Raw genomic sequence first — 10,531 nt, forward strand, 5'->3', positions numbered from 1 at the left:
TTTGTGGGGAAATGTTCAGGAGAGCGGCGGGTGTCGCTCCACCGGGGGCAGCTCAACCGCACGCTCGGTCGCCGCCAGCGCAGCCTTCAAGCCAGCCTGGTCCAGGCGCACGCAGTACGCCGGTTTGGCCCGCTCGAATCGCCAGCTTTCATCCAGCTCACCAGCGTCGACGGCATCGAACCCCAACTCATCGAGCAGCTGGGTCACGACGGCCTTCGCGGTGGCGTCATCCGCCGCGACGGGCAGCGCCCGCCGATCAGGTGCACCGTGAGGGCGGGCGTCTTGCGTCAGGTCGGGGGCGAAGATCGCGTTAAACACTTTCACCACGTGTGAATGTGTCAAATGGTCGGCCAGCAAGCGGCTGGTAGTCGTTTCAAAACGGTCCAGCTCTGGGATATGCCCATCGCGGTCGGGGTAGTAATTGTTGGCATCCATCACCGTTTTACCCTCCAGCCATTGCGCGGGCACGCTGCGGTAGTGTTGAAAGGGAATCGCCACTAGCACCACATCGCCGAACCGTGCGGCATCGTCTGCGCTGCCAACTTGCACACCGAGTATGCCGCTTACCACGCTGCTCATGGTGTGCGGGCCGCGGGAATTGCTCAGCATCACCTCATGCCCGGCGGCCAAGGCCAGTTGTGCCACAGCACGCCCAATGAAACCTGCTCCAATTACGCCAATCTTCATGTGCTTGCTCCGATGGAAGTACGAAGTGGCTATGATGATTGGCAACCATTTGGCGATAAATCGCAGTTGTGGCGCGGCTGTTGTTACTAGGGGTAGGGAATGATGGATCGTTTATCAAGCATGAATGCCTTTGTGATGGCTGCTGAGCTCGGTTCCTACGTGCGTGCCGCTGAGCGCTTGAATATGTCACCGCAAATGGTTGCCAAGCATGTCACCGCCTTGGAACAACGCTTGGGCGCGCGCTTGCTTAACCGTACTACGCGAAGGCAAAGCCTTACGGAGTTGGGGAGCGCTTACTACGAACGTTGCAAGCACATCCTGACGGAGACTGAGGCGGCGGATTCCCTTGCGCAAATCATGAACGACACCCCGCGTGGCAAGCTGAAAATCACCGCTCCGGTGACGTTCGGCTCCTACAGCCTGATGCCGTTGATCACCGGATTCTTGCGTGACAACCCGGATGTGCAAATCGATCTGCACCTTACGGATCGTTTCGTCGACCTGGTAGAGGAGGGCTATGAGGCGGCCTTTCGTATCGGCCCCTTGGGGACCACTGGCCTGACCGCCCGGCCGCTGGCGCCGTATCGCCTGGTTGTCTGTGCGGCACCGTCCTATTTGCAGGCGCGGGGCACACCGATGACGCCGGCAGACCTTGAGCATCACGAATGCCTGGGCTATGCCTTCTGGTCACGCCCGGCAGATCGTGAATGGGTGTTTTACCAAGGTGCGGTCCCGCACAGGGTGCAGGTAAGCAGCCGTTTGCAGATCAACGAAAGCAGGGCGCTGATGTCGGCGGCGCTGGATGGTTTCGGTATCGTGCTCGGCCCTGAAGACTTCTTGCGCAGGGCACTGGCCGAGGGCCAGTTAGTGCGGGTGCTGCCGGACTTTGACGCGCCAAGTCGATCAATGCATTTGGTCTACACCGCGAATCGGCAGCGCACGGCTAAGTTGCGGCGGTTTGTCGACGCCGTATTACAACGTTTTGGCTCGGTTTAAACGCGCGAGCTCTCTCACCTGTTCATGCAGATGCAGCGCCAGCAGTGCCCGTTCGACTTGAGGCCGGTGGGTTCAGCAATCTGACAGACATTTCCTGTTAAAAATAATCAAAGCCCATGCAGGAGCCCGGCTGGAATAAAGGCGGATTACTTTCTGATGCAGGTGCAGGGCGTTCGCGCCCGAGGGTTTTGTATGTTGTTACGTTATGCAGCATTGGCCGCCATGGTGGTGGCGGCGTCCGGGTGTGTACAAGAGCGTGTAGTACATGAACGCAGGCCGGTGCAACGTGAGTATGTTGAGGTGGTGGCGCCGCAGCCGCCTCCGGTGCAGGTGATAGAAGTCGAACCGGCGGTACGCGAGGGTTATATCTGGTCACGCGGTTACTGGCGTTGGGAAGGCGGGCGCTATGTGGCGGTGCACGGCCATTGGGAGCCGGTGCGCCAGGGCTATCGTTATGTACACCCGCATTGGGTGCAGCGTAATGATGGCTACCACTGGCAGATCGGCGGCTGGATACGCTGACCAAACCTCCTCTCCCTCTTCTCTGTAGGAGCGAGCTTGCTCGCGAAAAACGTCAACGGTTACGCGGGCATTCAGATTGCACGCGGTGCCTGTGATTTTTTCGCGAGCAAGCTCGCTCCTACACAAACAAAGCGGGCTAGCCGAGCCGTTTCATTCCCGCTGCCTTGGCCGCGTTCAGATCAAAGGTGGCGGTGTACTCGCACCCCGCCGCATGGCCACAGCGTTCAACCAGGCAGTCGGCAAAGTCGGCTTTGCCTGCGGTGAACTTGCGCAATGCCTGCCAGATGATATCGGCGTGCTCGACGGTCAGTTCCCGCGTGTGCAACAAGGTTTCCAACACCATCACCACCTCGCTTTTGGCCGACTGGTAGCAGGACTGCAACACCCACACCAGCTCCGTAAGCGTCACCAGGCTGACAAAGCCTGGCGAGGCGGCGGTGAGTGATTCGACGAGCTGGGACGCCTTGGCTGATTGAACCGGGTCGTCCTGGGTCACGTAACGCACCAGCACGTTGGTATCCAGGCCGATCATCCAGCTGTTGCTCCCTGGGCCGCGATGGCGCGGTTCATGTCTTCGATAGACACGGCATGGGCAGGCTTGCGGATCAAACCCTTGAGGTCCTTGACGGTTTTGCTCGCGGCAATCATGGAAAACTTGCCGTCTTCCATTTCGACGAATTCCACCCGGTCGCCTGTTTCCAGGCCCAGGGCTGTCCTGACCTGGACTGGGATGGTGATTTGCCCTTTTGAAGTGAGTGTGGCGGTGGCCATAGTGAAGATCTCCATCGTGATATTCCTTACCTTAAGGTAAGGAATGACGGAGGACAATATCCGTTGGTCCATAGGTCGCTCGCTGAGGTGAATGAGTCGGAATAGTAAAACCCTAGTCCGAACTCTTGTTCCTCACACGCGTTGCTATGTCCCAAACGAATATAAACTATGACCGACCGCCGCTGGCTTATTGCACCACGCGATAGCACGGCACATACGCCGCTCCGCCCGGCAGTTTCATGCGGTGCTGGGCCACGAACGCCTTCAATAATTCATCCAACGGTTTCATGATCGCCGGGTCGCCGTGGATCTCATACGGGCCGTTCTCCTCGATCAGGCGAATACCCTTGTCTTTGACGTTACCCGCCACGATCCCCGAGAACGCCCGGCGCAGGTTGGCCGCCAGTTCATGGGCCGGCAGCGCGTGGTTGAGTTGCAGGCTGGCCATGTTTTCGTGGGTGGGGTCGAACGGGCGCTGGAAGCCTTCGTCGATCTTCAGCAGCCAGTTGAAGTGGAACGCGTCGTTACGCTCGCGGCGGAATTGCTTCACCGCCTTGAGGCCTGTGGTCATCTGGCGGGCCACTTCAGCCGGGTCGTCGATGATGATCTGGTAATGCTTCTGCGCCGCTTCGCCCAAGGTGGCGCCGACGAACGCGTGCAATTGTTCCAGGTAAGGCGCGGCATGTTTCGGCCCGGTGAGCACCACCGGGAACGGCAGGTCGCGGTTGTCCGGGTGCATGAGGATGCCGAGCAGGTACAGGAACTCCTCGGCCGTGCCGGCGCCGCCGGGGAAGATGATGATGCCGTGGCCCACACGCACGAAGGCTTCCAGGCGCTTTTCGATGTCCGGCAAAATCACCAGCTCGTTGACGATGGGGTTCGGCGCTTCGGCAGCGATGATGCCTGGTTCGGTCAAGCCCAGGTAACGGCCATTGGTGATGCGCTGCTTGGCGTGGGAAATGGTTGCGCCCTTCATCGGGCCTTTCATCACGCCGGGGCCGCAACCGGTGCACACGTCGAGGCTGCGCAGGCCCAGTTCGTGCCCGACTTTCTTGGTGTATTTGTATTCTTCGGTGTTGATCGAATGGCCGCCCCAGCACACCACGATCTTCGGCTCGACACCCGGGCGCAGCGTACGGGCGTTACGCAGCAGGTGGAACACGTAATCGGTGATGCCTTGGGAGTTGCTCAGGTCGATACGCTGGCTGTCCAGCTCGTTCTCGGTGTAGACGATGTCGCGCAGGGCGCTGAACAGCATTTCGCGGGTGCTGGCAATCATTTCGCCATCGACGAAGGCATCGGCGGGGGCGTTGAGCAGTTCCAGACGTACGCCGCGGTCCTGCTGGTGAATACGCACTTCAAAGTCTTTGTAGGCGTCGAGGATGGTCTTGGCGTTGTCGATATGCGCGCCGGTATTGAGAATCGCCAGGGCGCATTGGCGGAACAGGGTGTAGATGCTGCCGGTACCGGCTTCGCTCAGTTGCTGCACTTCACGTTGGGACAGGGTTTCGAGGCTGCCCTTGGGGCTGACGGAGGCGTTGATGACTTGACGTTGGGGCATTCTGATTCCTTGAAAGCATAGCCACCGCGCCCGCTAGGGGGCGATGGCTTGAGAATGGTGAGCGCCAATTAAGGTCGCACGAGACGGTTATTTACCTCAGGCGCAAGGCCCAGCGCAAATGCCGTCCAACACCATCATGCCGCAGAACTTACTGAATCAGCTTCCAGTTTTTGTAGAAAACCCGACGCAGGGTAAAGACCAGGCCGGCAAACCCTGCGATCACGGCGTTGAGCACCGAGGGCAGCAGGGTCGGGCGCACAATATCAATGAACAGGCAGTAGCGTTTGGCGTCGTTTTTGTTGAAGGACGCGTGCATCAGCGTGTCATCGAAGATAAACAGCGGGTCGTCGTGCCAGTAGTGCTTGTGCTTGCCCACCTGGATATACACGCCCTCATGGTGCGGTGCCGGCGCCATGTTGTAGAGCACACGGAACATCATGCGCAGGGGGCCGAAGTGGAACGAGGTCGAGCGGTTCTCGTTGAACACCGAGACGCCGATGGTTTTCACGAACGGCAGTTTCTTGCGCAGCTGCGGGATATCCAGGGTGGTTTCGATCGGGCGACCGTACCACTGGAAGAACAACATGCCGCGTTTCTTCTCGGCCATGCGCTCGTCCAGGTAGCTGATGATTTCATCCTTGCGGGCCATGGCGTCGTCGATCACCTGTTGCAGGTCTGCGCGCCAGGCCGGTGGCAGGTCGTTCATGGTGTAGACATGCCGGTTGTGGCTGCTGAGCAGGTCGAGCAGGGTGTTGAACGGTGCCAGCACCCAGGTATTACGACCGTTGCCGATAAAATACTTCTTGATGGTGTCGCGGTCGTACAGGCCGTTACGCAGGAAGTCATAAACGCCGCAGCACACCACCAACAGCAGAAACACCAGGCAACTGCGCGGGAAACAATAGATCAATAGCAGAACGCCGAGTACCCACGCCAGGGATACCAGCTTCTTGCCGACAGCATTTTTGCTCATGAAACGAGGCTCCAAAGCCGAAACATATTGAAACAATCTCGTCATCATAGGGGTTTATGGGGCCGGCAGGCGTTTTTAAATAGGGTGAAATTGTGAAGCTGCTGCACAATTTGTAACCGTTGCCGTGCAGGCTCCGACGTTTTGTGGATTGAATTTTGAGAACAGAAGATTTGCGACTATCGTGACGCTTCGGTTTTTCAGGCGTCATAGACCGGTACGATTGAAGTTGAATGGCCACTATTGGCCTTCGGCACCTTGGAAGAGGCAGAAATTTTTATGATCATCAAACCGCGGGTTCGTGGCTTTATCTGTGTGACCGCTCACCCTGTTGGCTGTGAAGCGAACGTCAAAGAGCAGATCGACTACGTAACCAAAAATGGCGTCATCGAGGGCGGCCCTAAAAAGGTACTGGTCCTCGGTGCCTCCACCGGCTACGGCCTGGCCGCGCGCATCAGTGCTGCGTTTGGCTGCGGCGCCGACACCCTGGGCGTGTTTTTTGAGAAAGAAGGCGAAGAAGGCAAGCTGAGCTCCGCCGGCTGGTACAACAGCGCGGCGTTCGAGAAGTTTGCCGTGGAAAAAGGTCTGTACGCCAAGAGCATCAACGGCGACGCGTTCTCCGACGAGATCAAGCGCCTGACCATCGAGACCATCAAGAAAGACCTGGGCAAGATCGACCTGGTGGTCTACAGCCTGGCTGCGCCACGCCGTACCGACCCGCAAGGCGTGGTGCACACCTCCACCCTCAAGCCAATCGGCAAGGCCGTGACCCTGCGCGGGATCAACACCGACAAGGGCGTGGTGGTCGACACCACGCTTGAGCCTGCGACCCAGGAAGAAATCGACGGTACCGTGAAGGTCATGGGCGGCGAAGACTGGCAGCTGTGGATCGACGCCCTGCGTGACGCCGATGTATTGGCCGAAGGCGCCAAGACCACCGCGTTCACCTATCTCGGTGAGAAGCTGACCCAGGACATCTACTGGAACGGCTCCATCGGCGAAGCCAAGAAAGACCTGGACAAGAAAGTTTTGACTCTGCGCGAGAACCTCGCTGCGCTCAAGGGCGACGCCCGTGTGTCGGTGCTCAAGGCCGTGGTCACCCAGGCCAGCTCGGCGATCCCGATCATGCCGCTGTACCTGTCGCTGCTGTTCAAGGTGATGAAAGAGCAGGGCACCCATGAAGGCTGCATCGAGCAGGTCTACGGCCTGTTCAAGGACAGCCTGTACGGCAGCGAGCCGAAACTCGACGCCGATGGCCGCCTGCGTGCCGACCTGGCCGAGCTGGAACCGAAGGTCCAGGATGCCGTGGCCGCGCTGTGGAACCAGGTGACCGACGACAACGTCAACGAGATCAGCGATTTTGCCGGTTACAAGGCTGAATTCCTGCGCTTGTTTGGCTTTGAAGTCGACGGCGTGGATTACGACGCGGATGTGAACCCGACCGTCAAAATCAACGGCCTGATCCAGGCTTAAAACGCGGTCAATAAGGTGGAAACTGGCTTGCCCTGATGCCAGTCAGTTAACGCAAATCCCCTGTGGGAGCGGGCTTGCCCGCGAAGGCGGTGTGTCATTCGCAGCATCTGAGGCTGTACGACCGCTTTCGCAGGCAAGCCAGCTCCCACATTTGATCTTCGTTGTTTTGAGCATTGCGTTCGCTCAATGAGGCCATGCCTCCTCTCACCTGTCTTTTCAGACACTTCTTACATCTCGGCGCGCGCCTCCCTCTTGTAGATCTGTCAGACTCCAGCAGCTATCAAGCCATGCTAACGGAGGATCTGATGACGATTCGTGCAGTAGTTTTTGATTTCGGCGGTGTCCTGTTCGACTGGAGCCCGCAGCACCTGTACCGCAAGCTGATTGCCGACGACGTTGAGCGCCAGTGGTTCCTCGACACCATCTGTACCCAGGACTGGAACACCGAGCAAGATGCCGGTCGCTCCCTGGCTGAAGCCACCCGCACCCTGGTTGCCCAATACCCCGAACACACGACCCTGATCCAGGCTTATTACGAGCGCTGGCCCGAAATGCTACGGGCTGAATTACCCGAGGGCGTGGCGATTCTCGAAGCGTTGCACCAGGTTGAGATGCCGCTGTTCGGGCTTACCAACTGGTCGGCTGAAACCTTCCCTTACGCCCGGGCCAACTATCCATTCCTGACGCGTTTTCGCGACATTCTGGTGTCCGGCGAGGTGAAGTTGATCAAGCCTGACCCGGCGATCTACCACGCCAGCCTCACCCAGGTGCGTGCGCATCTGCCGGATGTCCAGGCCAGTGAAGTGGTGTTTATCGACGACGTCGCCGGCAATATCGAGGCCGCCATCGCGTTGGGCTGGCAGGGCATTCACCACGTATCGGCCGAGCGCACCGCCGCGCGTTTGCGTGAGTTGGGCGTGGCGTTCTAGCGCGCCCATTTCTCCATTACAAAGTCGACGAACGCCCGCAGCTTGGGCAGGCGGTAGCGGTCTTGGCGATACATCAGGTGCATGGGGCGGCTGGGCAGATTATAGGTGGTCAGCAAGGCCACCAGCTTGCCGCTCTCCAGGTCCGGTTGCACCAGGGCATCGGCCAACATGCTGATGCCCATGCCGTTGATGGCGGCCTGGCGCAAGCCTTGGGAGCTGTTGATGGTCAATGAGCCAGACACCGGCACCTCCACTTCACCTTCATCGCCGGTCATGCGCCAGAGTTTATCGGTGTCGCGCCAGTTGTCGTTCGCGGGGTAGGCGAATGCCAGGCAGTCATGCTGCTGCAGGTCATCCGGGGTGTGCGGTGTGCCGCGTCGCGCCAGGTAGGCAGGGGAGGCGCAAAGGGTGAGGGTATAGGCCTGCAGAGGCCGGGCGATCAGGCTGGAGCTTTCCAGTTCGCCGAGACGGATCGCCACGTCAGAACCGCTGTCGACCAGGTCCATGCGCTCATTGCTCATCACCACGTACAGGTCGATAAGTGGGTAGCGCTGGGAAAACTCACTCAAGGCCGGCACCAGGCGTTCGGTGCCGAACACGGGGGGCGCGGTGATGCGCAGGCTGCCTTTGGGGGTTTCGCTGTGGACCTGCTCGGCCAGCAGCTCGGAGTCGGCCACCAGCCCCAGCACTTCCAGGCAGCGCTGATAATACTGCCCGCCAAATTCGGTGAGGTTTTGTTTGCGCGTGGTGCGTTTGAGCAAGCTGACGCCAAGCCGTTGTTCCAGCGCTCGCAGATGGTTGCCCACCATGGTGGTCGAAATCCCGCATTCCTGCGCGGCGGCGGTCATGCTGCCGGTCTCGACGACTTTGACGTACACCGACATTGCCTGGAACAGATCCATTATCAAACCCTGGTTTAAAGTTATTGCAGTAATTCTGCGTTTATCCAGCGAGGATGGTTAACCATACTTGATCCACCCCAACGATGCACTGGAGCCGCCACCATGACCGCCGCCCGCCTGATGAGCACTTATCAACCCCTGGCCCTGAGCTTCACCCGCGGCCTGGGCACGCGCCTGTGGGACCAACAGGGCCGCGAATACCTGGACGCCGTGGCCGGCGTGGCGGTGACCAATGTTGGCCATTCCCACCCAAGGTTAGTGGCCGCCATCAGCGAACAGGCCGGCTTGCTGCTGCACACCTCCAACCTCTACAGCATCGACTGGCAACAACAATTGGCCCGGCGCCTGGCCCAACTGTCCGGGCTGGACCGCGCGTTCTTCAACAATTCCGGCGCCGAGGCCAACGAGACGGCGCTGAAGTTGGCGCGTTTGCATGGCTGGAAAAAAGGCATCGAACAGCCGTTGGTGGTCGTGATGGAGAACGCCTTCCACGGCCGCACGCTAGGCACCATGGCCGCCAGCGACGGGCCGTCGGTGCGCCTGGGGTTCCAGCGTCTGCCCGGCGATTTCATCAAGATTGGGTTTGGCGACATGGCGGCCCTGAAGGCGGTCACCGCGCAGTTCGGTACACGCATCGCGGCGGTACTGCTTGAACCAATCCAAGGTGAAAGTGGTGTGTTGGTGGCGCCACCAGGCTACCTGAAAGCCATGCGCGATCACTGCACGCGCCACGGCTGGCTGATGATGCTCGACGAAATCCAGACCGGCATCGGGCGCACCGGCACCTGGTTTGCTTTCCAGCACGAAGGCATCGTGCCGGACGTGATGACCCTGGCCAAAGGCCTGGGCAATGGCGTGCCCATCGGCGCCTGCCTGGCCCGCGCTGCCGTCGCTGAGCTGTTCACCCCAGGCAGCCATGGCAGCACCTTTGGCGGCAACCCGCTGGCGTGTCGCGTCGGGTGTACGGTGCTGGAGATTATCCAGGAGCAAGGCTTGCTCGAGAACGCTGCGCGCCAGGGAGAACACTTACTGGCCCGGTTGCGGATGGAGTTGGAGGAACATCCGCAGGTGCGGGCGATTCGTGGCAAGGGCTTGATGATCGGCATTGAACTGGCCAGCCCTTACCGCGACCTGGCCCAACGGGCAGCGCAGGAGCATGGGCTGTTGATCAACGTCACGCGGGGCAAGGTCATTCGCCTGTTGCCGCCACTGACGCTGGAGCGCAAGGAAGTGGAGATGATCGTGCGAGCCATCACCCGCCTACTGGACTGAAAGACGATGCTCGTTCCCACGCTATGCGTGGGAACGCCTCCTGTGACGCTCTGCGTCACGCGTTAAGAGCGGACGCGGAGCGTCCAGGGCAGCATTCCCACGCAGAGCGTGGGAACGATCAGCAGCGTGGGAGCGATCAGAAACACTTACTGGCGCGGTTGCGGATGGAGTTGGAGGAACATCCGCGCGCAGGAGCATGGGCTGTTGATCAACGTCACGCGGGGCAAGGTCATTCGCCTGTTGCCGCCACTGACGCTGGAGCGCAAGGAAGTGGAGATGATCGTGTGAGCCATCACCCGCCTACTGGACTGAAAGACGATGCTCGTTCCCACGCTATGCGTGGGAACGCCTCCTGTGACGCTCTGCGTCACGCGTTAAGAGCGGACGCGGAGCGTCCAGGGCAGCATTCCCACGCAGAGCGTGGGAACGATCAGCAGCGTGGGAGCGA

General features: G+C 59.8%; 12 protein-coding genes. 6 read left to right on the forward strand and 6 right to left on the reverse strand.

The features are described from left to right. Window positions 1-15 precede the first annotated feature (15 nt). Entirely contained in the window at window positions 16-720 is a 705-nt protein-coding gene (locus ACP7CZ_RS06825; RefSeq protein WP_294150439.1) for an NADPH-dependent F420 reductase, read from the reverse strand. A gap of 66 nt (window positions 721-786) precedes the next feature. On the opposite strand from ACP7CZ_RS06825, the gene ACP7CZ_RS06830 reads away from it, so the two are divergent. Further along, window positions 787-1,683 carry a LysR family transcriptional regulator gene (locus ACP7CZ_RS06830; RefSeq protein WP_096144380.1) on the forward strand — a complete coding sequence of 299 codons (897 nt, stop codon included), beginning with the start codon at window positions 787-789 and terminating at the stop codon, window positions 1,681-1,683. 192 nt (window positions 1,684-1,875) lie between these two features. Further along, complete coding sequence (locus ACP7CZ_RS06835; protein ID WP_034127032.1) at window positions 1,876-2,205, forward strand: YXWGXW repeat-containing protein; 330 nt, start codon at window positions 1,876-1,878, stop codon at window positions 2,203-2,205. A gap of 136 nt (window positions 2,206-2,341) precedes the next feature. Here ACP7CZ_RS06835 and ACP7CZ_RS06840 read toward each other — a convergent pair whose 3' ends face one another. From ACP7CZ_RS06840 to ACP7CZ_RS06855, 4 genes are all read right to left on the reverse strand, one after another. Next, window positions 2,342-2,737, reverse strand: coding sequence for a PIN domain-containing protein (locus tag ACP7CZ_RS06840; RefSeq protein WP_294149870.1), 396 nt, complete (start codon window positions 2,735-2,737; stop codon window positions 2,342-2,344). Then, entirely contained in the window at window positions 2,734-2,991 is a 258-nt protein-coding gene (locus tag ACP7CZ_RS06845) for an AbrB/MazE/SpoVT family DNA-binding domain-containing protein (RefSeq protein WP_032892812.1), read from the reverse strand. The genes ACP7CZ_RS06840 and ACP7CZ_RS06845 overlap by 4 nt, the downstream gene beginning before the upstream one ends. A gap of 172 nt (window positions 2,992-3,163) precedes the next feature. Beyond that, the gene (ppnN, locus tag ACP7CZ_RS06850; RefSeq protein ID WP_032892811.1) at window positions 3,164-4,537 is read right to left on the reverse strand and encodes a nucleotide 5'-monophosphate nucleosidase PpnN; all 1,374 of its coding nucleotides are present in this window, start codon (window positions 4,535-4,537) and stop codon (window positions 3,164-3,166) included. Between the two features lie 148 nt (window positions 4,538-4,685). Continuing rightward, entirely contained in the window at window positions 4,686-5,510 is an 825-nt protein-coding gene (locus tag ACP7CZ_RS06855; RefSeq protein WP_054898629.1) for an aspartyl/asparaginyl beta-hydroxylase domain-containing protein, read from the reverse strand. Between the two features lie 276 nt (window positions 5,511-5,786). Here ACP7CZ_RS06855 and fabV point away from each other — a divergent pair, with 276 nt between their 5' ends. Further along, on the forward strand, window positions 5,787-6,980 hold the full coding sequence (gene fabV, locus ACP7CZ_RS06860) for an enoyl-ACP reductase FabV (RefSeq protein WP_054898637.1): 1,194 nt from the start codon (window positions 5,787-5,789) through the stop codon (window positions 6,978-6,980). Between the two features lie 305 nt (window positions 6,981-7,285). Continuing rightward, the gene (locus tag ACP7CZ_RS06865; RefSeq protein WP_072446753.1) at window positions 7,286-7,909 is read left to right on the forward strand and encodes an HAD family hydrolase; all 624 of its coding nucleotides are present in this window, start codon (window positions 7,286-7,288) and stop codon (window positions 7,907-7,909) included. Here the strand turns inward: ACP7CZ_RS06865 and ACP7CZ_RS06870 are convergent. Next, window positions 7,906-8,811 carry a LysR family transcriptional regulator gene (locus tag ACP7CZ_RS06870; RefSeq protein ID WP_294149848.1) on the reverse strand — a complete coding sequence of 302 codons (906 nt, stop codon included), beginning with the start codon at window positions 8,809-8,811 and terminating at the stop codon, window positions 7,906-7,908. The genes ACP7CZ_RS06865 and ACP7CZ_RS06870 overlap by 4 nt on opposite strands. 102 nt (window positions 8,812-8,913) lie before the next feature. Here ACP7CZ_RS06870 and ACP7CZ_RS06875 point away from each other — a divergent pair, with 102 nt between their 5' ends. After that, complete coding sequence (locus tag ACP7CZ_RS06875; protein WP_426173943.1) at window positions 8,914-10,083, forward strand: aspartate aminotransferase family protein; 1,170 nt, start codon at window positions 8,914-8,916, stop codon at window positions 10,081-10,083. 126 nt (window positions 10,084-10,209) lie between these two features. Next, a complete protein-coding gene (locus tag ACP7CZ_RS06880; RefSeq protein ID WP_229999651.1) occupies window positions 10,210-10,371 on the forward strand; it encodes a hypothetical protein in 162 nt (53 codons plus the stop codon). Window positions 10,372-10,531 lie beyond the last annotated feature (160 nt).

It is taken from the genome of Pseudomonas sp. DWP2-2 (assembly GCF_049897065.1).
Lineage (GTDB): Bacteria > Pseudomonadota > Gammaproteobacteria > Pseudomonadales > Pseudomonadaceae > Aquipseudomonas > Aquipseudomonas paracarnis.

Excerpts from the sequence above, each read along its gene's own strand:
- ppnN (WP_032892811.1), bottom strand. The coding sequence starts at position 4,537 with ATGCCCCAACGTCAAGTCATCAACGCCTCCGTCAGCCCCAAGGGCAGC.
- ACP7CZ_RS06840 (WP_294149870.1), bottom strand. The coding sequence starts at position 2,737 with ATGATCGGCCTGGATACCAACGTGCTGGTGCGTTACGTGACCCAGGAC.
- ACP7CZ_RS06865 (WP_072446753.1), top strand. The coding sequence starts at position 7,286 with ATGACGATTCGTGCAGTAGTTTTTGATTTCGGCGGTGTCCTGTTCGAC.
- ACP7CZ_RS06870 (WP_294149848.1), bottom strand. The coding sequence starts at position 8,811 with ATGGATCTGTTCCAGGCAATGTCGGTGTACGTCAAAGTCGTCGAGACC.
- ACP7CZ_RS06875 (WP_426173943.1), top strand. The coding sequence starts at position 8,914 with ATGACCGCCGCCCGCCTGATGAGCACTTATCAACCCCTGGCCCTGAGC.
- ACP7CZ_RS06845 (WP_032892812.1), bottom strand. The coding sequence starts at position 2,991 with ATGGAGATCTTCACTATGGCCACCGCCACACTCACTTCAAAAGGGCAA.
- ACP7CZ_RS06830 (WP_096144380.1), top strand. The coding sequence starts at position 787 with ATGATGGATCGTTTATCAAGCATGAATGCCTTTGTGATGGCTGCTGAG.
- ACP7CZ_RS06835 (WP_034127032.1), top strand. The coding sequence starts at position 1,876 with ATGTTGTTACGTTATGCAGCATTGGCCGCCATGGTGGTGGCGGCGTCC.
- fabV (WP_054898637.1), top strand. The coding sequence starts at position 5,787 with ATGATCATCAAACCGCGGGTTCGTGGCTTTATCTGTGTGACCGCTCAC.
- ACP7CZ_RS06855 (WP_054898629.1), bottom strand. The coding sequence starts at position 5,510 with ATGAGCAAAAATGCTGTCGGCAAGAAGCTGGTATCCCTGGCGTGGGTA.